General features: G+C 45.0%; 18 protein-coding genes. 9 read left to right on the top strand and 9 right to left on the bottom strand.

The genetic code is table 11. The features are described from left to right. Nucleotides 1-8 precede the first annotated feature (8 nt). The 6 genes from FTT68_RS08050 to rpiA all read right to left on the bottom strand — a co-directional run bounded on the left by FTT68_RS08050 (nucleotide 9) and on the right by rpiA (nucleotide 6,262). The gene (locus FTT68_RS08050) at nucleotides 9-755 is read right to left on the bottom strand and encodes a DUF6776 family protein (RefSeq protein ID WP_005177701.1); all 747 of its coding nucleotides are present in this window, start codon (nucleotides 753-755) and stop codon (nucleotides 9-11) included. 79 nt (nucleotides 756-834) lie between these two features. Then, nucleotides 835-1,890, bottom strand: coding sequence for an N-acetyl-gamma-glutamyl-phosphate reductase (gene argC, locus FTT68_RS08045; protein ID WP_180175278.1), 1,056 nt, complete (start codon nucleotides 1,888-1,890; stop codon nucleotides 835-837). A 152-nt stretch (nucleotides 1,891-2,042) separates the two neighbouring features. Next, complete coding sequence (locus tag FTT68_RS08040) at nucleotides 2,043-2,996, bottom strand: hypothetical protein (RefSeq protein ID WP_206862766.1); 954 nt, start codon at nucleotides 2,994-2,996, stop codon at nucleotides 2,043-2,045. Continuing rightward, a complete protein-coding gene (locus tag FTT68_RS08035) occupies nucleotides 2,993-4,330 on the bottom strand; it encodes a glycosyltransferase family 2 protein (protein ID WP_228289509.1) in 1,338 nt (445 codons plus the stop codon). The genes FTT68_RS08040 and FTT68_RS08035 overlap by 4 nt, the downstream gene beginning before the upstream one ends. 466 nt (nucleotides 4,331-4,796) lie before the next feature. Further along, nucleotides 4,797-5,480 (bottom strand): M48 family metallopeptidase, encoded by a 684-nt coding sequence (locus FTT68_RS08030; RefSeq protein ID WP_180175277.1) that lies wholly within the window; start codon nucleotides 5,478-5,480, stop codon nucleotides 4,797-4,799. 110 nt (nucleotides 5,481-5,590) lie between these two features. Next, complete coding sequence (gene rpiA, locus FTT68_RS08025; RefSeq protein WP_005177689.1) at nucleotides 5,591-6,262, bottom strand: ribose-5-phosphate isomerase RpiA; 672 nt, start codon at nucleotides 6,260-6,262, stop codon at nucleotides 5,591-5,593. Between the two features lie 107 nt (nucleotides 6,263-6,369). Here rpiA and ilvA point away from each other — a divergent pair, with 107 nt between their 5' ends. The 3 genes from ilvA (at nucleotide 6,370) to FTT68_RS08010 (ending at nucleotide 10,079) form a co-directional block, all read left to right on the top strand. Further along, on the top strand, nucleotides 6,370-7,908 hold the full coding sequence (gene ilvA / locus FTT68_RS08020) for a threonine ammonia-lyase, biosynthetic (protein ID WP_005177685.1): 1,539 nt from the start codon (nucleotides 6,370-6,372) through the stop codon (nucleotides 7,906-7,908). A gap of 144 nt (nucleotides 7,909-8,052) precedes the next feature. Next, on the top strand, nucleotides 8,053-8,703 hold the full coding sequence (locus tag FTT68_RS08015; protein ID WP_005177682.1) for a TrkA family potassium uptake protein: 651 nt from the start codon (nucleotides 8,053-8,055) through the stop codon (nucleotides 8,701-8,703). An 11-nt stretch (nucleotides 8,704-8,714) separates the two neighbouring features. Next, the gene (locus tag FTT68_RS08010) at nucleotides 8,715-10,079 is read left to right on the top strand and encodes a TrkH family potassium uptake protein (protein WP_168406313.1); all 1,365 of its coding nucleotides are present in this window, start codon (nucleotides 8,715-8,717) and stop codon (nucleotides 10,077-10,079) included. A 71-nt stretch (nucleotides 10,080-10,150) separates the two neighbouring features. Here FTT68_RS08010 and FTT68_RS08005 read toward each other — a convergent pair whose 3' ends face one another. The 3 genes from FTT68_RS08005 to FTT68_RS07995 all read right to left on the bottom strand — a co-directional run bounded on the left by FTT68_RS08005 (nucleotide 10,151) and on the right by FTT68_RS07995 (nucleotide 14,852). Then, nucleotides 10,151-11,296: a phospholipase A gene (locus FTT68_RS08005; protein ID WP_180175276.1), complete on the bottom strand. Its 1,146-nt coding sequence runs from the start codon at nucleotides 11,294-11,296 to the stop codon at nucleotides 10,151-10,153. Nucleotides 11,297-11,317: 21 nt separating this feature from the next. Continuing rightward, nucleotides 11,318-14,257 (bottom strand): insulinase family protein, encoded by a 2,940-nt coding sequence (locus tag FTT68_RS08000; protein ID WP_075167736.1) that lies wholly within the window; start codon nucleotides 14,255-14,257, stop codon nucleotides 11,318-11,320. Between the two features lie 145 nt (nucleotides 14,258-14,402). Further along, nucleotides 14,403-14,852 (bottom strand): GNAT family N-acetyltransferase, encoded by a 450-nt coding sequence (locus FTT68_RS07995; RefSeq protein WP_005177673.1) that lies wholly within the window; start codon nucleotides 14,850-14,852, stop codon nucleotides 14,403-14,405. A 136-nt stretch (nucleotides 14,853-14,988) separates the two neighbouring features. On the opposite strand from FTT68_RS07995, the gene FTT68_RS07990 reads away from it, so the two are divergent. The 6 genes from FTT68_RS07990 to cydB all read left to right on the top strand — a co-directional run bounded on the left by FTT68_RS07990 (nucleotide 14,989) and on the right by cydB (nucleotide 20,546). Then, nucleotides 14,989-15,993: an adenosine kinase gene (locus tag FTT68_RS07990; protein ID WP_180175275.1), complete on the top strand. Its 1,005-nt coding sequence runs from the start codon at nucleotides 14,989-14,991 to the stop codon at nucleotides 15,991-15,993. Nucleotides 15,994-16,007: 14 nt separating this feature from the next. Further along, nucleotides 16,008-16,316 (top strand): Rieske (2Fe-2S) protein, encoded by a 309-nt coding sequence (locus FTT68_RS07985; protein WP_171065079.1) that lies wholly within the window; start codon nucleotides 16,008-16,010, stop codon nucleotides 16,314-16,316. Between the two features lie 27 nt (nucleotides 16,317-16,343). After that, a complete protein-coding gene (locus FTT68_RS07980; protein WP_104513280.1) occupies nucleotides 16,344-16,961 on the top strand; it encodes an OB-fold-containig protein in 618 nt (205 codons plus the stop codon). Between the two features lie 665 nt (nucleotides 16,962-17,626). Next, entirely contained in the window at nucleotides 17,627-17,818 is a 192-nt protein-coding gene (gene cydP, locus FTT68_RS07975) for a cytochrome oxidase putative small subunit CydP (RefSeq protein WP_005177663.1), read from the top strand. Next, nucleotides 17,818-19,404, top strand: coding sequence for a cytochrome ubiquinol oxidase subunit I (locus FTT68_RS07970; RefSeq protein WP_005177660.1), 1,587 nt, complete (start codon nucleotides 17,818-17,820; stop codon nucleotides 19,402-19,404). Before cydP ends, FTT68_RS07970 begins: the two co-directional genes overlap by 1 nt. Then, the gene (cydB, locus tag FTT68_RS07965; protein WP_160241340.1) at nucleotides 19,401-20,546 is read left to right on the top strand and encodes a cytochrome d ubiquinol oxidase subunit II; all 1,146 of its coding nucleotides are present in this window, start codon (nucleotides 19,401-19,403) and stop codon (nucleotides 20,544-20,546) included. The genes FTT68_RS07970 and cydB overlap by 4 nt, the downstream gene beginning before the upstream one ends. Nucleotides 20,547-20,553 lie beyond the last annotated feature (7 nt).

Below are 20,553 nucleotides of genomic sequence, written 5' to 3'. Positions count from 1 at the left end.
TTTCACAGTTATTGCGCAGTGGCTTCTGCTTGCGGTATTTCAGAGATAAAGGCAGAAGGCGCTTCCGTGGCTTTTCCACGTGCCCAGCTGAATCGTTTGGTCACAGGGGTACTACCAGTTAAACGCACTTCAATAAATTGCGGACTAAAGCCTTTTGGCATGGTCCAGCGGCCGGTCAGGCGCTCATAATTATCAAAATTGAAATTATTGTCTTCCATGGGCACCACCAGCACCTCGGTGCCCTGAATCAGACGCAGTTCAACATTGCCTGAAGCACGGCGCTTATTCGGGCTGATTTGCACCAGATCGAGCTGATATTCATAGGCATTATCGGGTAAAGGTTTAATCCCAATATTCTGGATGGTCAGACTTAAACCACCCCGATTACGCAGCACTTCACGGTATAAATTGCCCATGCCATCGGCCTGGATTTTATCATTACGTGCCTGATTCAGGGCCGCATACAGGTCATTGGCATTGCTGACCGCTACATCACGCTCCTGAACCGCTGCATTCAGGGTTTTATTCAGGCTTTCCAGACGAACTTTCTGTTCCTGTACGACTTCAACCAGCTGCTCTGCATCGGCATCATAACCGACCACAGTCAAACCCTGACGATGCCCCACCGAATAGCCCAAAAAGCCGCTGCCTAACATTAATACAGCTGCACCGAGTACGAGAGGTAAATTGCTTTGCATAAAAGGTTTTTTCGGTGGCGTCGGTTGTGACGTGGTATTGGTATCCGTATTCTGCATCGTCATCTCTTGTTTTGATTGCATTCAAACCACACATTTAAATCGAAATCTAAATGTGTGTGAAGTCGAAAAGCGTTTCTTATGGTAATAGACCAATCACCTCGAGGCCAGCCTGCTCTGTAAAGCCAAACATCAGGTTCATGTTTTGTACCGCCTGACCGGCTGCCCCTTTCACCAGATTGTCCTGTGCCACCAGCACCACCAGTTTCTTCGGTTGCGGCTTGTACAGCGCAATACGTAACTGGTTCGCGCCGCGTACTGAACGCGTTTCAGGTGAGCTGCCTGCTGGCATTACATCTACAAACTGCTCTTGCGCATAAAACTGTTCATATAGCGCCTGTACATCTGTCGCATCACCTGCATCGGTCAGGTCAATATACATGGTGCTGAGCATGCCACGAATCATCGGCACTAAATGCGGCACAAATACAATGTGGTTAAACACATCTTTTTGACCAGAAATGTTTTCCAGTGCTTCCACAATTTCCGGATGATGACGGTGACCTGCCACGCCATAAGCCTTGAAGTTATCAGCATTTTCAGAGTAAATCATGCCCAGGCTGGCTTTACGGCCGGCACCTGATACGCCCGATTTGGCATCAATAATAATGCTTTCAGGTTTAATCAAGGTTTCAGCAGATTTTAATAATGGCGCCAAACCTAATTGCACAGTAGTTGGATAACAACCCGGGTTACCAATCACCTGTGCCGTTTTAATCTGTTCACGGTTCAGTTCAGATAAACCATAGACTGAATCTTTAAGAATGTCCGGACACGCATGTTCCATGCCGTACCATTTTTCGAATTGGGCCAAATCCTGTAAACGGAAATCTGCCGCCAGATCAATGACTTTGGTATTGGCCGCAACCAGATCGGCCGCGTGTTTCATGGCAACACCGTGCGGCGTAGCAAAGAACACCACATCACACTGTTTTAAATCTTCAATATTTAAATCTGAATAGCATAAATCGGTATGACCACGCAGACTTGGGAACATATCATCGACACGGCGACCGGCTTCAGTACGTGAGGTTAATACAGTGACCTGTACCTCTGGATGTCGTAGTAAAAGACGTAAAAGTTCAACGCCTGTATAACCTGTACCGCCGACAATACCTACTGAAATCACGTTCATACCTCAATCAAGTGTGCTATGTTCAATAAAGCAGTAGTATGACAGGAAGTTTTAGTTTTCTAAACTGTTTTGCTTAGTTATTAGTTGAAATTAGTATTTTCTTTATCATAAAATATTCAAGCTAGGATCTGATTTTAATACATAGTAATTTACTAAAATTTAAGCACCCATTCGCCCATTAAATAATGATAGCTATAGTCGGCACCATAATATGAAGCACTGTTACTATAACCCGCATTTAAGCGCACAAATTGGTTTTGATGAATTGGACTCTGTATGTTCAGTTCTAGTAATTCTGTTGATTGGCTCGGTGCATCAGCCACTTTTTCTCGTCCATAACCGAGTGTAATCCCAGTCGTCCAACCATTGTATCTTTTACGCCACCCCAGAGCTAACATACTTTCTTCATAGTCTTTAGGATTAAAATACAACCCTGCAACATCATCCGCATCACTTCGATATATACGGTATCGCGCCTGCAATGTTAAGCCATATTCTAAGGATGGCTGGTAGATTAATTTTAAGCGACCATGATCACGGCGATTATCATCTGAAAATAGCTGCGTTGCTGCCAAACCAACTAAAGTAACATGTGGCCCTATTTGCTGATCAACTGCGCCACCCAAATAAGTAAAATGTATACCTTGCTCTAAAGCTGGACGTGTTTCGACCCAATCACGATTTGCAAATACTTCTACTGCGGTACTTTTAGTTAATGGTTGACGATAGCTACCATCAAAGGTGGCTAAGGTATGGTCATTTTGTTCAAAGACCCCAGCTTCAAGCGTCCATCCATTTGCAGTTGCAGCTTCTACATTTTTAGCAATAATTGATACTTTGTAAGCATCACTCTGCCAATCATCAATTTTATAGTTATAAGCACTAAAACGTGCGCCTAAATAATCATTTGCATTGTTGTATTGAGGAAAAACTTCAGCTGATATTTTTTTTGTTTCAAAACCTTCACTATCATGGCTAATGAAAAACTCCATGCCTGCAGCCAAGTCTAAGGGTTGTGTTGCTGACGACTCACCCGACTGCACATGGGTTGAAAGTAAGCAAAAAAAGCATAATGAGAAACCAAAATTCATATTACTAGATTTCATTTAGTACCCCATTTTTTACGTGTTTTCAAAATTTCATCCAAGTAGCCTAAAATGCTTGCTGGTTGCAACAAGAAACTATAAGCCAAAACATAAATAAAGAAACCCGTTAGGTTTTTACGTATTTTAAGATCCATAGCTTTAAACATACGTTTTTCAATACTGTAGTTGAGAAAACCCAACAAAAAAGCCATAGGTAAGAGTGCCAAAGTCATTGGACCAACTATCCAAAAATGACCAAAACATGCCAAAATAATTCCAGGAATAAAACCAAAGGTAAAGGCAATGTCTAACCATGGAAACAGCACATTCCAATAAATAAAGAATGTAGATAACCGCGACTTAATCAAAATACCTGGATGCTTAATAAAAGCCTCCATCATGCCACGTGCCCAACGCTGACGTTGTTTAACAAACACGTTGAGTTCCGTAGGCGCATTGGTAAATACACAGGCATCCTCCGAATGTCCAATACGGTAACCTGCTCTGAGCAATGCCCAAGTAAGTACAATGTCCTCACCTACACATTCAGGCCAACCACCCACTTCAACCAGTGCATTACGATCATAAATTGAAAATGCGCCTTGAGCCACCAGCGTACCTTGATATAAAGACTGCAAGCGTTTTGTCGCAGCAATCCCCAAAAAATAATCCCACTCTTGCGTTTTTGTCAGTAAATTATGACGTGAATTTCGAACCAAAATTTTACCTGCAACGGCGCGTGTATTCGGGGGATCTGCAACATAGCGCTCCACAATGCATTGCAAAGCAAAATGGTGTAAGTAGGAATCTGCATCAACAGTAAGCACCAAATCATGTTTGGCTAATTTCAAACCCTCATTTAAGGCATGAGCCTTACCTGCATTTTGGGTTAAATCCAATAAAGTCAGCCATGAATACTGAGCTTCAGCCTGTTTGACCAGTTGTGCAGTACGATCTTTAGAACCGTCATTGATCACAATGACTTGCAGTCCACCCAGATAATTCTGTCTATCTACACTCTTAAGCGTGTCTAGAATAGAAAGTTCTTCATTGTATGCAGCTATGAGAATTGTAATATTCGGATATACATCTAAAATTTGTCGTTTAGGCCTTTTATCCATCAACAAGCTCAAAGCAGCAAAGGAATTCATAAATCCAGGAATAATCGCAATACCATAAATAAAGAATATCGCTGCAACTGACCCAATCAATTGGCTCAAATCACGTATCCAATTTTCAGCCATCCATAAAGAAAACCATGTCCACAGACAGGCTCCAATGAAAGCGATCACAAATTTAACACGTACAGAAATATAAAACCGTTTAGCAACACTGCTACGATCATGAGTAACCATGAGTAACCATATACACACGCCCCAACCCAAACACATAATATCAACAAGGTTTCACAAAGCAACATTAAAATGTGACTTACTTAACTTTTTTTTAAATTACTTGTATTTATCTCAACAAAAATAGTTGAGTAAATACTCTAATTATTGCCGTAAGAAAATAATCATATCCAGTTTCTACACTTACGCGGAAGTAAAGATTTCGTAAAGTAGCAAGAGCAAGACAATAGATATTTTTATTTGGAATGTAATACTTAGTTACATTTAATAAAAAACATTTTCAATATTAACCACACCAATATGCTTTACATCATCGGCGTAAGTCCTATTAATTATCCTTCAGTACAAATTATATCGTGCAGAACCCTTTTCAGTTGTATATTTCTTCTTTTCAATACTTATGTAAATAACTTTTGTCTTAATCAAAAGCTACCGCATTTTGCATTATTTTTTAAATAAAGAATAAACCTCATACAATATTCCACCACCACGGCATCGGTGTACTTTTTAAAATTTTCCGATGCTGCTGGAAATCAACATCATGTTTTTGAACTTCTGCCCAAAAGTTGGGACTATGATCAAAATGCTTGGTATGCGCTAACTCATGTACCGCCACGTAGCGTGTGATTTCCTGTGGAAAAAGCACCAAACCACTATTAAGCATAATGTCATGTTTAGCAGAACAGCTCCCCCAGCGAGTTTTGGGCTTACGAATTGAGCAATCACCATATTTCAAGCCTGTTTCTCTGCCCACTTGCTTTAAATAAATTGGTAAATACTCTTTGGCATAAGCAATAACAAAGGCTTTTAAATATGCTGCAGGTTGACGGTCACTGACCCAAAGGCAATGCTTTTTTAAATCTAAAATAAAACTCTGTTGTTGTGTTTGATAGTAGATATTTAAAGGCTCATCTAAATTAAAAAGTGCCAACTGATTTGGTAATTCACGCTGTACAAATCCTTGCTGGGCCTGCTGTGCTTGCCAGGTTTTTAACAGCCAGCTTTCGGCATCGGCAATAAATTTCTGGATTTGACGATTGCTACAAAAAACAGGCGCCGTGACTTTAATCTGCTGACCATCGACACGTAAACGCAGTCGCGTCGCACGAACATTACGGGTGATTTGAATTTCAGGAAGGTCGGATAATGTCATTATTGTTCTTTTTAGAGAGTCCTCCCCGCCCCTCCTTTAATAAAGGAGGGAGAAAAGCCCCTCTTTTTTAAAGAGGGGTTTGGGGAGATTAACTCTTAAAGCTGTTAAGTTTAAATTGCTGTACGCTCTTCAATACCGTTATTGGTTGCAACAATGGCAATATCAGCTTTGTTTAAAGCAAAAATACCGTTACACACCACACCCGGAATGTCATTGATGGTTTTTTCCAGTTCCAGTGCGTTCAGGATGTTCAGGTTATAAACATCTAAAATCACATTGCCGTTATCGGTTACCACACCTTCACGGTACGCCGGATCACCCCCAAGTGCGACCAGCTTGCGTGCCACGGCAGAACGTGCCATTGGAATTACTTCAACCGGTAGCGGGAATTCACGGCCCAACTGTTCAACCCATTTTGAATCATCAACGATACAAACAAATTTTTTCGCAATCGACGCGACAATTTTTTCACGGGTTAACGCCGCACCGCCACCTTTAATCATGTGCATATGACGGTCAATTTCATCTGCACCATCGACATAGGCATCTAAACCGCCCACGCTGTTCATATCCACGACTTCAATACCCAGCTTTTTCAGGCGCTCTGCCGTTGCTTCAGAACTGGCCACAGCCGCTTCCAATTGCAATTCAGGCAATAAATCGATGAGGAAATTGACGGTACTGCCTGTGCCTACACCCAGAATCCCGCCTTTAGGCAAATGTTTTAAGGCTGCTTTTGCCGCAGCTTGTTTCTTCTCATCTTGGGTTGCATACAGACTCATGACTTCGCTCAACTATTTTTTGACATTTGATGCTGATTTTACAGCCCAAATGTACAGGGGTTTGTTACAATAAACCCCTATTTTAAACTGTTAGATGGAAGATTAACATGCTGTCTCGTTTGGTTCGACAAATTTTACAAGCAACAGTCTACGATGTTGCAATCGAAACCCCACTCGAAGCAGCGCCACGAATTAGTGAACGACTGAATAACAACATCCGCTTCAAGCGGGAAGATTTACAACCGGTCTTTTCTTTCAAACTACGCGGTGCCTATAACCGTATTAGCCAACTACCTAAAGCGCAGTTAGAACGTGGCGTGATCACAGCTTCAGCCGGCAACCATGCTCAAGGCGTGGCTCTTTCAGGAAAAAAACTGGGGATTCGTGCCATTATCGTGATGCCTAAAACCACGCCAGATATTAAAGTACAGGCGGTAAAACGTTTAGGTGGCGAAGTAGTACTACACGGCGATTCGTTTGATGTAGCCAACAAATATGCCATTCAGCGTGCCCAGGATGATGGCATGACCTTCATTCCACCTTATGATGATGAACTGGTCATGGCCGGCCAAGGCACCATCGCCAATGAAATTTTACGCCAATGGCGCGATGTCGATTATGTCTTTGTTGCCGTAGGTGGCGGTGGCCTGATTGCCGGTGTAGCAGCGTACTTGGGTGATGTCGCTCCGCACGTCAAAGTCATTCCAGTGGAATATGATGAATCGGCCTGTCTGAAAGCAGCCTTAGAAGCTGGTGAACGTATTGTTCTGCCTTCGGTCGGTCTGTTTGCCGATGGGACCGCCGTGGCACAGATTGGTGAAAAACCCTTTGATGTGATTCGTCTGCAAAAATCAGACAACTCTGGCCCGATTGTCGAACCGGATGTGGTGCTGGTGAATACCGATGAAATCTGCGCTGCAATTAAAGATACTTTTGATGAAAACCGCAGCATTGTAGAACCATCAGGTGCTATGGCGCTGGCCGGCATCAAAAAATATGTCGAGCAGCATGAGCTGATTGGTAAAAATATCGTGTCGATTGTTTGCGGCGCGAACATGAACTTTGACCGCCTGCGTTATATCGCCGAGCGTACTGAACTGGGCGAACGCAAAGAAGCGATTTTTGCAGTCACCATTCCAGAGCAGAAAGGTTCCTTCCTGAACTTCTGCCGCGCCCTGCAAGGCCGTAATATTACCGAGTTTAACTATCGTGCCAGTGATGCATCGGCCGCACAGGTCTTTGTCGGCATTAGCTTGAAAGGCGGTGAAAAAGAACGTCATGACATCTTTGAAGCCTTGAAAGTGCAATATGATGTTGATGATCTGTCTGATGATGAAGTGGCCAAACTGCACATCCGCTATTTAATTGGCGGTCATGCCGATATTGAAAATGAACGTCTGTTCCGGGTGGAATTTCCGGAGCGTCCAGGCGCCCTGCTGACCTTCCTGGAGCGTTTAGGCCCGACCCATAACATCACCCTGTTCCATTACCGTAACCACGGCGCCGCCGAAGGCCGTGTGCTGGTTGGTCTGGAAGCCAGCGATGCCAAACAGAACCCGGACGGGCTGATTGAAACCCTGGAAAGCATTAGCTATCCATATGCGGAAATTAGCAATAACTTAGGTTATCAGCGCTTCCTGAAATAAAATCCAGTTTAAAAAACCGCCATTTGCTGGCGGTTTTTTATTGGTTTACACAAACACCCTAAGAAAAATGATGTAAATATCCACCTGATCTTTAAAATAAATTTATATTCACGCTAACCATAAAAATGTAATTAGGAACACACTATGGCGCAATTTGCAGTCATTGGCTTAGGCAGTTTTGGTGCCACCGTTGCCACGCAACTGGTCAGCCTGAAACATGATGTGATTGGCATCGATATTAATAAAAAATATGTGGAAAATATTGCCGAGGAAATTACCCACGCCGTGATTGCCGATGCTACCGACGAACACGTGCTACAGGAGCTGAATATTCAGAACTGTGATGCGGTGGTGGTGGCCATTGGTGAAGATATTGAAGCCAGTATTTTATGTGTGCTGCATCTGAAAAATATGGGGCTGGAAAAAATTTATGTCAAAGCCAAGTCCAAAGCCCACCACATGATTCTGACCCATCTGCAGGTCAGCAAAATTATTCATCCGGAAGAAGATATGGGTGTCCGCATTGCCCAGTCACTGAGTTATCCGATGGTCAGCCGCTATATGGCGCTGGAAGATGATCACTTTATTGTCAAAGTCGAGGTGACTGAAGCCTTAAACGGTACGCGCTATCATGAGTTTATCGGTCATGCGCCAGAAGTGAAAACCCTGCTGCATAAACGCGGCAGCGAGATTCAGTTCAGCCTCGATCCGCAGTTAATTATGCAGCAAGGCGATATTCTGGTGCTTGAAGGCCAGGTTGAACAGCTGAAACGCTTATCCAAGCATTTTAAATAGCCATGAACCACATGACGAAGAATAAGACTGCCTATAAAAATACGGCGAAGCCCAGCACAGCAACCACGGTCAATTTAAGCCCGCCGAGTCTGCTCGCACTGGGATTTTTAAGCTTTATTGTGATTGGGACCTTGCTACTTAAACTGCCCTTTGCCCATGAGGGGGACCTGAGCTGGTTACAGGCTTTATTTACCGCCACCTCTGCGGTGACCATTACCGGTTTGTCGGTGGTCAATGTCGGCGAGGCCTATACCGTATTTGGCCAGATTGTGATTATGCTGTTGCTGCAATGTGGCGGGCTGGGCTTTATGACTTTCGCAATTCTGGCCGCCATGAGCCTGTCACCGAAAATTGGCTTAAAACAGCAGATGATGGCCCAGGAAACCATTGGTCAGACCAGTCTGGCGACGGTAGGCTTTACCATTAAAGGCGTATTACTCTATTCGCTGTTTTTTGAAGGCATCGGCACCTTTATTCTGACCCTGGCCTGGTTGCAAGATTACGATTTTCTGGAAGCCTTTTTCTATGCCGCCTTTTATAGTGTCTCGGCTTTCAATAATGGCGGATTTTCATTATTTCCCAACAGTTTAATGAGCTTTGCCGACCAGTACCTGATTACCTTTACCATCAGCATGCTTTACATTATTGGCGGTGTGGGCTTTGTGGTGCTAATGGACATTAAAAAAACCCGGCACTGGCATAAACTCAGCGCCAACAGCAAGCTGATCCTCTCCACCATTCTGGGTTTAAACCTGTTTGCCTTTATCACCATCTGGTTACTCGAAGCCAGTAACCCTGCGACGCTGGCCGCCATGAGCCTGACCGATCAGGCCTGGAATGCCTGGTTCCATGCTACCGTACCCCGTTCTTCCGGCTTTAACAGTCTGGATATTGCCAGCATGAGTGATGCTTCCAATTTACTGACCATGTTCCTAATGTTTATTGGCGGAGGCTCTTTAAGTACCGCCGGTGGCATTAAAGTCGGCACCTTTATTATTGTGGTATTAAGCGTGATCAGCTTTTTAAGACGCGCCGATGAAGTGCGGGTGTTTAATTATTCGGTACCGGAAAAAACCACCTTTAAAGCCTTGGCTGTGGTGTCAATTACTGCATTTTTAGTCTTTGCCGGGATTTTCAGCCTGTTGCTGCTGGAACCTGAACATGAGTTTATGGACTTGCTGTTTGAGGCGGTTTCTGCGGCCTGTACCGTGGGTTTATCTCGCGGGATTACCGGGGAATTACAACCCTTAAGTCTGGTGGCCTTAATGCTGCTGATGTTTGCCGGCCGTTTAGGCCCACTGACCCTGGCCTATTTAATTGCTACCCCAAAACGCAGCCGCCTGCAACATCCCACCACCGATATTCAGATTGGTTGATGCGCGAGTTCCGTTATCAACTGAAAATAAAAAAGCCACTGTAAACAGTGGCTTTTTGCTGGCGCATGAATTTAGAACCAGTTCATTAACGATACACCTAAGCCGACATAGGTCGCGCGGTGGTTATAATCAATCAGGCTTTCTCCATAGCCATCAAACAGCTGAAAATGCCCTCTTAATTTGCCGCTAATCGGGAATACCCAGTCAAACTGGGCGGCGCCATGCGCATCATCTCCGCCTTTTAAGCTATGTCGTAACATCAGCGAGAAATCATGATCTTTCCAGCGGTAGAATGCCAGCATATCGCCACGGCCAATATAGTTTTTAATGTCCGGGTTGTTGTCATCACTGCGGTCTTCTTCAATGCGATACCACGGACGCAGCATCAGCGCAAAATTGTTCTTTTCAAAGCCCAGATTCAAAATGACCCGGTTCCAGCTACGTGACAGCGGATCGGAACGGCCATTGGACTGATGGTTCAAGGTCAGGCCTAACAAGCGCCCATTCAAGCCCAGAATCTCATAATTGGTTCTGAACATTAAACTGGCTTCAGGTTCATAATTGGTTTCACGAAATGGGCGTGATTCTTCACCATTATAAACCTGCCAGCGTGAGGACTGGGTATAACCGAGCCAGAGATCGCCATTATCGCCCAGCAGGTTTTCAACCGCTTTGGTTTTTAGTGACAACTGGAATTTGGCCTCGGTTGATGTCAGGTTCTGCTGCTGCGCTTCAGTAACGGTATTGTTTTTATTGGGACTGGATGGACGTTCGTTTTTATCGGAGGTCCAGAAGCCCGGCATCAGATACACCGGTTGATAAGCCCGGATATTCCAGGTGCCCAGCTTGCTTTCGGGTGCCAGTTCCCAGCGTTTATCCAGTAACGACACATTCGGATCAATATGTGAGCCTTCCAGCGAAAACAGGTTGTTCACCCCGGCCACAATTTTTTCTTTAACGGTTTCTGGTGGAGGGGCCAATTGCTGCGCCGCCTGACGCTCGGAAACCAGATCGGCCTTTTCTGCTTCCGGCAACTTGAATAAAGCATCATAACAGGCTAAACGCTCGGCATTGGACTCCAGCGCCACACAGGCCTCCGGTGTCGGCGGAATGGTGACCACCGTTGCTTCCAGCGCCTGTACATGTGTCACAAACAAAGCGCTGAGTGCAGTAACACTCAGCGACCAGCTTGTGCGCTCAACAGGATTGAACGCCATAGAACTTCCTCTATTGTTTTTTTAATTGACTTGTTTGATCTGGAAACCTAGCTCCTGCAGCGCTTCACGTTTCGCCACCGGTGCCACCACCGATTTCACCGGGGTTTGCTGACGCAAATAGACATCGGCCACACGTTTCAGATCATCTAAAGTAACCGCCAGTAAACGCTCACGCAGTTTGGTTCTAAAGGCCGGGGTGCGCGCATGCAATAAGGCATAACATGCGGTAATTGCTTCACCGGCTGGAGAGCCTGGTTTATCCATGCTGGCAATCAAACCTAGAATGGCTTCTTCCAGCTGATGCGGTAACTGCTCGGTATTCAGCAACCAGTCCACACTGGCGTCAAAATCCTTAAAGGTTTCAGCCAGACGCGGGTCACGGTAGCTATAGAAACGGAACGAGCAGGCATTGCCATCATAGCTGGCACCGCCACCATAGGCGCCGCCTTTTTCACGGATGGCACTGTGCAGGAAGCCATTGCGCAAATACGCCGCCAAGACCATCAATGGTGCTGCATCTGGATGCGATACTTCCACCGCAGGATACGCTGCCGCACAGAACTGTACATTGGCCTGAATCAGCCAGGCTTCATCTGCATTGTTATTTTCAACAGGCACTTGAGTTAAAGCTGCCTCGTGCGGTTCAATTGCCAGCTTGTCCCACACGGTCTGGATTTCTTCAATCAAACGGTCTGATTGTGGCTCTTCACAGACCAGCAGGAACTGTTTTGGCGCTTGCAGCAACATACTGTGAATCAGCTTAAGCTCATCCATCAGCGCATCAAAAGCAGCATCATCCTGTTCAATTTTGCTGACCAGCTCGCTTAACCAGTTCAATGCACCCAGACCAGTATTGTGATAGTCACGCAGCGCTAAAGCACTGTGGTTACGTGAAGCGGCCTGCATGGCATAGCTATGTCCTGCACCCGATACCCGGGACTGCCAGCGCGTTTTACGTTGCTGTAATAGCTCGATAATCCGGTCTTTTTCATCAAAACGCAGTTGCTCAAAGGCAATTTTTAGCAGGCGGATGGCATCAAAATTATTCACCAGTGATTTGGTGGTTAAGGTCAGCCAGGCACTAATCCGGTTTTTGTCATCGACCTTAGAGCGTAAGGATGCCCCCATACCCAGACCGCCACTCACTGCAGTTTGCAGCTGTTGCAGTTCCAGATAATCATATTCACCGGCACCGACTTCACCCATTAAAATCGACAGCAGATTAAAATAAGGCGATTTCACGATCTCATCGGGAATACGCACCAAGACCTGCTGGTAATAAATACCGTTGGTACCGGCATGATACAGGTTTAATGGTGTATCAATGCGGTTGCAGATAATCTCACGTAGCTGCCCCTGTACAATTTGCAATTCTGCCGGCACATCTTCGAGGCCGACTTTTGGCAGCAGGTTTAAATCATCCGGGGTATCCTGACGCACTTTTAGCGCTTCGGTCTGGGCGATAATTTCTGCTTTTTGTGCTTCGGTCAGCTGCGCACCAATTTCAGCCAGACGGGCTTTTTCAGCTTCGGCATCTTTGGCTGATTTGCTGGCATCTGGGACCAGGGTCATTTGGACGCGATGCGGATTATCAATCAAGTGCTGCTGAATCAACTGAGACAGCCACATTGGATCTTTCAGTTCTTCTTTAACCTGTTCAATGGCACTGTCAACATCCCAGACATGCACCGGATCACTATGGTGAATCGCGCTGCTCAAGCCGTTTAGAATCAGGCTTAAACCGTATGGCATACCATCGCCGTTAATTTCACGCTGATGCAGCTCGATCTGGTGTAAAATGGCATTGACGGTATCGCTGTCGACCGGTTTAGACGCCACTTCTTGCAGTACCTTGAAGACGCCCTCTTTAAAGGTTGCTGCATGCTCAGGATTAGAACCTTGAATGGCACAGAAGAAAGTCATTTCAAAGTTGGAATCATCCACGCCCATAAATGGCCCGGTTGATTGCGCATAACCACAGGTTTCTAAATAATGACGCAGTGGTGAAGCCGAGTTTTCCAGTAACACCCCTTCGACCAGACGCATGCCCAAACGCAGTTTAATATCACTGGCTTCTGGCAATAACCAGCTTAGAACATGGTAAGTTTTGTCTTTTAAATCTTCAGCATCGACCGCATAGCTTTCAGTTACGGTCACTGGCGCAGCCAAACGGCGCTCAGGTTTTGAATACAGGGTTTCGCCCTGTTCAAACTTGGCTAAAGCCAAGCTCTGGAACTGTTCTTGCAAGTCATACGCTGACTGATTACCAAAAGTCATAAATACCGCATTACTTGGGTGATAATGGGATTTATAGAAATCCACTAACTCTTGGTAAGTTAAGTCTGGAATATCTTTCGGGTCACCACCGGAATTGTAATGATAGGTGGTTTCCGGGAACAAATGATGTGCCAACTGGTGATACAGCTGATCTGAAGGCGAACTCATCGCGCCTTTCATTTCATTAAAGACCACGCCTTTATATACAGGCTCACCATTTTCCAGCTCGATACGAATCCCTTCCTGGGCAAAATCCAGTGGATTCAGGTTGGCTGCAAAGGCTGCATCCAGATACACCTCCAGCAGGTTCTGGAAATCTTTCTGGTTTTGGGTGGCAAATGGATAGGCCGTCCAGTCGGCTGCGGTAAAGGCGTTCATAAAGGTGTTTAATGAACGGCGAATCATCAGGAAAAACGGGTCGCGTACCGGGAATTTTTCAGAGCCACACAGTGCAGTATGTTCCAGAATATGCGCTTCGCCCTTGGAATCCATGGGCTGGGTACGAAATGCCACCAGAAATACATTTTCATCATGATTGGTGGCCAAATGATAATGCACCGCACCGGTAACCCGATGCTTATATTCAGACACTAAAATGTCTAAGGCTTCAACATGGTGTTGACGTACCAACTGAAACGCAGGATGAACGGTTTGAGAAATGGTTTCAGTGACATCTACAGTCATGCGATCTCCTAATCATCAAAATAAAAAAACTAAAGCCATTATAGCTTTAGTTCTTGATATAATTCACGCTTAAATCCCGACTAAAATTATAGAAATTTGCAAACCAGGCAATTTTCAAACCCCAGTCCGAAGCTCATGCTGCCGTTTAAACCAGATATTTAAAATAATTATAATTCGGATGGTTTTCGACATAGACATAATTCTGCTTCTGGTAAAAATGCGCCGCAGATTTGGTTTCGGTATCCAGACACAAGGCCGAAAAATGAGGACGTGCCTTTTTCTCTAAGTATTGCAATAACAGCTTGCCTACGCCGTGTTTACGATATTCAGGCAATACATAGAAACGGCGCACCCGGCCAATTCCCTGTTCCACTTCCTGATCATTCCACTGCTGGTTCAGGCCGCCACAGGCGATCAGCTTGTCCTGATCATAAGCAAAAAGTAAAAACTCCCCAGGCTGATCGAAACGATTCTTGGCACTCTGATACTCATCAATTAAACGCTGTACAAAAGCAAAACCCTCTTTTGATGCCTGTTTTTCAAGCTCTACAATTTGCTCTGGTAATCCTTGCGCTTCTTTTATCTCGATATTCATTTCACTATCCTGATCTGCTTTACTAACTTTCCTCAATGAATAAAACCGTCTAAAAAATGAATTTTATTCACAAATCTACAGCAATCCTGAGCATTGGTGTAAACTTAGCATTTATTTTTTGATGTGATTGAACGACATGGCAACTGTTGACCTCTTTGCAATTGGTAATGCACTCATTGACCAGGAATTTCAAGTCTCTGATGACTTCCTTACTCAACAAAATTTGCAAAAAGGCACCATGCAGCTGACCGATGGCGAAACCCAAGCAAATTTATACAACAACTTACAGCAAACGCAAAGCTATAAAGGTCAAGCTTCAGGCGGTTCGGCTGCAAATACAACAGTTGCCTTTAGCGCATTGGGCGGTTCTGCCTTTTATGCCTGCCGCGTAGGTAATGATGACTTGGGTGAAATTTACCTGAATGGCCTGAATGATGCGGGCATTCGCACCACCGCAAAATCGGTCAGTGAAGGCGTAACCGGAACCTGTATGGTATTAGTCAGCCCGGATTCTGAGCGCACCATGCATACCTATTTGGGTATTACTGCAGAACTCACCGATGCACAAATTGACTTTGAACCCTTAAAAACCGCGAAATGGCTGTATATCGAAGGTTATTTATCGACTTCGGACAGCGCACGTCAGGCGGTAAAACAGGCGCGCGAAATTGCCAAAGCTCACCAGACCCAAATTGCCTTAACCTTATCTGACCCGGCAATGGTGCAATATGCGCGTCAAGGTTTAGATGAATTACTCGATGATGGCGTGGACCTGCTGTTCTGTAACCAGCAGGAGGCCATGATATATACCGGCACCGACACGGCAGAAGCCGCTTTGGAACAGCTGAAGCAAAAAAGCAAATACGTTGTCATTACAATGAGCGCACAAGGCGCAATGATTTTTGATGGTCAACATACCTTTAGCGTTGCAGGCCGTCAGGTGCATGCCATTGATGCCAATGGTGCGGGTGATGCCTTTGCCGGTGCATTCCTGTATGCCTTGAATGCCAACCTTGGCTTTAAAGCCGCTGCCGAGCTGGCCATTTTAATTTCCAGTGAAGTGGTATCACAATTTGGCCCACGTCTAGAGGTTGAACAGTACGCAACCCTTCTTCAGAGCTATAACAAGGAATGTGCCTAATGCATAAAATCTGCATGACCGAAGATATCCCTGAACGCGAAGCACGCTCGTTCGAGCTTCCAGATGGCGATACCATTTTTATTACCCAGCGCGATGGCATGTTCTATGCCTATCAGAACCTGTGCCCGCATTTGCAGGTTGAGCTTGAATTTCTGGAAAACCAGTTTTTAGACCGGGATCAGGAATTTATTGAATGTTCGACCCACGGTGCGCTGTTTGTGGTTGAAACCGGGGAATGTATTTCTGGCCCATGCCAAGGTCAAGCACTTGAAAAAGTAGAGATTACCGTGCATTCTGATGGCGGAATTTACTTAACAGAATAATTTTAAGCCCCATCTGCAGGTTACGCCATGCTTGAGTTTGTATTAGACATCGACTTAATTCCTTTTCATTTAAGTCTGATTGCACTTGTCTTGCTCAGCCTGGCGGAAATTGTGGGGCATTATTTTAATCTCAAGCCCAGCGCGATATTCAAGCAGCTGTTTCCGCAGCGGCTGCTAGACTCTCCCTTACTCAATGTCAAATTTTCCAAGCTGCTGATTTTCGTGTTTCTGCTCCTGAATTTTAGTGTGGCAGGCTATTTCCTGCAGCTTGCGCTCTATTCACAGCAGCAAAGTTTTGTTCCATCGTACTATCTGATTTTACCGGCGCTTATCATTGCCCTGTTTTTTACCGTGTTTATGATTCACTGTCTGGATCAGGTGATTAAACCGCAAAAAACCATTCAACATGTCAATTTGCTGGGCCGACTGGCCACCATTTCCAGTGGCAATGCCCGTCCCGGTTTTTCGGCTCAGGCCCGGGTTCGTGATGAATACGGCCAGCTGCATTACGTGCAGGTCGAACCGGAATTTGGTGAATTGGAATTTCAGGCACAAGTCATTTTAATCCGGCAAAAAAAATCCTATTACATTGCCAAGAAAATTTCCGCTTCGAACAATCTGTTCTATGGTGAAACTAGCAGCTGATTTAAGCTCGCTCATCTTTCAGCCACGAGTCAGATACACATCCTTACTTTGTCCAAGATAAAGCTACAACGCCATGTATCTCGCAGCTTTCCCTTCTTCCTTGCCGTGTACGTTCGTTCTTTCCGTTTAAGCTGCTCGATTCACTTTCTCTTGGCCTCAAGATCAGCTGTTCTGTGCATTATGACTATCTCTATGGTTGTTCGTTGTAGTTGTTCACTCTGCCCTCCACGTTGAAGACTAAAAAATTTTCCGTGTCACTGCTTATTGCACTTTTATCGTACTTCATTGTGCATATTTGCTACAAATTGCTTCATTTTGGTGCTTGACTGTTTTCTGTGCAAATGCTTACACCTCAAGCCTTACAGCCATTTTTAACACCCAACTATTGAATAAAAGTTAAAAATTAAAAGCTGGAATTTTTAATACAATCGTCAAAATTTTTAAATATAACTATTTTAGTCAGAATAATCATTATTATAAATACAAGCATTTTAGTCAGGTTTTTAACTGGAATATTTTTGATTAAAAATTAAAAAAACTTTTTATAAGTTATTGTATTTTATAATATAAACAATATATTTTCATTTTAACTGTGCAGACTATTTATTTTTTGTATTATTTTGTTTAATAATATAAGACACAGTTTAAAAAACAGGCTTGTTTCTATGAGCTTAGTCCCGAAAGATTTGAACCGTCGCGTAACCCGAGAAATAGCAGCCATTTTAATAATTAAGGTTGTTATTTTAATGGCGATTAAAAATATCTGGTTCGATGCCCCTACCATTCCTGAAAATTTTGACTCTCAAGTTGCTGAGCGTATTGCCAGCAATCCTTCCCAAATCAAGGAGACACGTTGATGATTTCTGAAAGCGTGGTCGATCTCTCGCGGTTCCAGTTCGCAATGACCGCGATGTATCATTTTATTTTTGTTCCACTGACACTTGGTCTTGCTTTTATTCTGGCCATTATGGAAACCACCTATGTGATTTCCGGCAAAGAAATTTATAAGGACATGACCAAATTCTGGGGAAAACTGTTCGGTATTAACTTTGCTTTAGGGGTAACTACCGGCCTGACCATGGAGTTCCAGTTCGGTACAAACTGGGCGTATTACTCGCACTACGTGGGTGATATTTTTGGTGCTCCGCTGGCCATTGAAGGCTTGATGGCTTTCTTCCTTGAATCGACCTTTATTGGTCTGTTCTTCTTCGGCTGGGATCGTCTGTCCAAGGTACAGCACTTGTGTGTAACCTGGCTGGTGGCCTTGGGCTCTAACATGTCGGCGCTGTGGATTCTGGTGGCTAACGGCTGGATGCAAAACCCGGTCGGTTCTGCGTTTAACTATGAAACCATGCGTATGGAAATGATTGATTTCGGTGCGCTAATTTTCAACCCGGTGGCACAGGTTAAATTCGTCCATACTGTTTCTGCCGGTTATGTTACAGGTGCGATTTTCGTTCTGGCGATTTCGAGCTACTACCTGCTGAAAAAACGTGACCTGCCATTTGCGCGTCGTTCATTCGCGATTGCGGCTATCTTCGGTCTGGCATCTACCCTGTCTGTAATTTTACTGGGTGATGAATCTGGTTATGAACTGGGCGATGTCCAAAAAACCAAACTGGCTGCGATTGAAGCGGAATGGGAAACTCACCCGGCACCGGCTGCATTTACCCTGTTTGGTATTCCAAATCAGGAAACTCAGACTACCGATTATGCGATTAAAATTCCGTATGTGATGGGTCTGATTGCCACACGTTCAACCACTGAAGAAGTGACCGGGATCAAAGACCTGATTGCCCAGCATGAAGTGCGTATCCGTAACGGTATGGTGGCTTATCAGCAACTTGAACAACTGCGTGCAGGTGACACCTCACCAGAACTCAAAGCGGCATTTGATGAATCTCAAAAAGACCTGGGTTATGGCCTGTTACTGAAAAAATATACACCTAACGTGGTAGATGCGACTGATGAGCAAATCAAACTTGCTGCAGCAGACACTATTCCACACGTTCCAAGCTTGTTCTGGGCCTTCCGTGCCATGGTGGCTTCTGGCTTCTTAATGCTACTCCTGTTCGTTCTGGCAACACTGGCTGTAGCAAAACGTAATGCAGAAAACAAACCTTGGTTATTAAAATTCGCCCTGATTGCCCTACCACTACCATGGATTGCTGCGCAAACTGGCTGGTATGTGGCTGAAGTAGGTCGTCAACCTTGGACTATTGGTGAAGTTCTACCAACATATCTCTCTGCATCTAGCTTAAGTACTGGCGATGTATGGGGTTCAATCATTGCATTAGCATCGTTCTATACCGTACTGCTGATCATTGAAATGTACCTGATGATTAAATTCTCTCGTCTTGGTCCAAGCTCGTTACATACCGGCAAATACCATTTCGAAAAATTGGAAGCTGCCAAAAAAGCATCTGAGGAGACTCAAGCATGATCGAATATGAATTACTCAAAATCATCTGGTGGGTACTGGTGGGCGTACTGCTCATCGGTTTCGCCCTCACCGATGGTTTCGATATGGGCTCTATGGCGATCATGCCATTCGTTGGAAAAAATGATGAAGAACGTCGTGCGGCAATCAACACGATTGCCCCACACTGGGACGGTAACCAGGTCTGGTTCATTACTGCTGGTGGTGCACTATTTGCTGCATGGCCAATGGTGTATGCAACTGCCTTCTCGGGCATGTACTGGGCGCTGCTTTTAGTCCTGTTTGCGCTATTCCTGCGTCCGGTCGGCTTTGACTACCGCTCCAAGCTGGAAAACACTAAATGGCGTACTGCCTGGGACTGGGGTCTATGTATCGGTGGTGCAGTACCTGCGCTGGTATTTGGCGTAGCGTTCGGTAACATGTTCTTAGGTGTACCTTTTGAACTGGATGAGACTGTACGATCCAACTACACCGGCAGCTTCTTTGCCCTGCTTAACCCGTTTGCTTTGGTCTGCGGTATCGTGAGTCTGGCCATGCTGTGTGCGCATGGTGGTGCATGGTTAATGTTACGTACCGATGGTGCTTTACGCGAGCGTTCTGCCAAAGCCACCAAAATCAGCGGTATCGTGTTCCTGGTCTGCTTCCTGCTGGCAGGTGCATGGTTATACTTCGGTGGCATCCAAGGTTATACCCTGGTTACACCATATGACACCGGTAGCGTTGCAAACCCGTTAGCCAAAGAAGTGATGACCAATGCCAACCCGGGCTGGATGAACAACTACTCGGCTTACCCGATCACCATGATTGCGCCAATTATGGGTATTCTAGGCGGTATCATTGTGATTCTGGCAGCCTCTAAAGGTAAAGCAGGTTTAAGCTTCACTGGTTCTGCACTGGCAGTAACAGGTGCGATTCTGACTGCAGGTTTTGCCCTGTTCCCATTCCTGATGCCATCGAGCATAGATCCTGTATCTAGCTTAACCATGTGGGATGCGGTATCTAGTCAAAATACCTTAACGGTAATGACCGTTGCAGCCTGTATCTTTGTGCCAATCATTTTGCTGTACACCACTTGGTGTTACTACAAGATGTGGGGCGTGATTACCAACAAACACATCAAAGAGAATTCGCATAGCCTGTACTAAGGCTATG

The sequence above is a fragment of the Acinetobacter sp. Q85-2 genome (genome assembly GCF_013420555.1).
In the GTDB taxonomy this organism is placed as follows: Bacteria; Pseudomonadota; Gammaproteobacteria; order Pseudomonadales; family Moraxellaceae; genus Acinetobacter; species Acinetobacter indicus.
The sequence above is the reverse complement of the archived record's forward strand: the minus strand, read 5'-3'. Positions and strand labels throughout refer to the sequence as shown.

Coding starts and splice junctions, on each gene's coding strand:
- FTT68_RS08050 (WP_005177701.1), bottom strand. CDS start 755: ATGCAGAATACGGATACCAATACCACGTCACAACCGACGCCACCGAAA.
- argC (WP_180175278.1), bottom strand. CDS start 1,890: ATGAACGTGATTTCAGTAGGTATTGTCGGCGGTACAGGTTATACAGGC.
- FTT68_RS08040 (WP_206862766.1), bottom strand. CDS start 2,996: ATGAAATCTAGTAATATGAATTTTGGTTTCTCATTATGCTTTTTTTGC.
- FTT68_RS08035 (WP_228289509.1), bottom strand. CDS start 4,330: ATGGTTACTCATGATCGTAGCAGTGTTGCTAAACGGTTTTATATTTCT.
- FTT68_RS08030 (WP_180175277.1), bottom strand. CDS start 5,480: ATGACATTATCCGACCTTCCTGAAATTCAAATCACCCGTAATGTTCGT.
- rpiA (WP_005177689.1), bottom strand. CDS start 6,262: ATGAGTCTGTATGCAACCCAAGATGAGAAGAAACAAGCTGCGGCAAAA.
- ilvA (WP_005177685.1), top strand. CDS start 6,370: ATGCTGTCTCGTTTGGTTCGACAAATTTTACAAGCAACAGTCTACGAT.
- FTT68_RS08015 (WP_005177682.1), top strand. CDS start 8,053: ATGGCGCAATTTGCAGTCATTGGCTTAGGCAGTTTTGGTGCCACCGTT.
- FTT68_RS08010 (WP_168406313.1), top strand. CDS start 8,715: ATGACGAAGAATAAGACTGCCTATAAAAATACGGCGAAGCCCAGCACA.
- FTT68_RS08005 (WP_180175276.1), bottom strand. CDS start 11,296: ATGGCGTTCAATCCTGTTGAGCGCACAAGCTGGTCGCTGAGTGTTACT.
- FTT68_RS08000 (WP_075167736.1), bottom strand. CDS start 14,257: ATGACTGTAGATGTCACTGAAACCATTTCTCAAACCGTTCATCCTGCG.
- FTT68_RS07995 (WP_005177673.1), bottom strand. CDS start 14,852: ATGAATATCGAGATAAAAGAAGCGCAAGGATTACCAGAGCAAATTGTA.
- FTT68_RS07990 (WP_180175275.1), top strand. CDS start 14,989: ATGGCAACTGTTGACCTCTTTGCAATTGGTAATGCACTCATTGACCAG.
- FTT68_RS07985 (WP_171065079.1), top strand. CDS start 16,008: ATGACCGAAGATATCCCTGAACGCGAAGCACGCTCGTTCGAGCTTCCA.
- FTT68_RS07980 (WP_104513280.1), top strand. CDS start 16,344: ATGCTTGAGTTTGTATTAGACATCGACTTAATTCCTTTTCATTTAAGT.
- cydP (WP_005177663.1), top strand. CDS start 17,627: ATGAGCTTAGTCCCGAAAGATTTGAACCGTCGCGTAACCCGAGAAATA.
- FTT68_RS07970 (WP_005177660.1), top strand. CDS start 17,818: ATGATTTCTGAAAGCGTGGTCGATCTCTCGCGGTTCCAGTTCGCAATG.
- cydB (WP_160241340.1), top strand. CDS start 19,401: ATGATCGAATATGAATTACTCAAAATCATCTGGTGGGTACTGGTGGGC.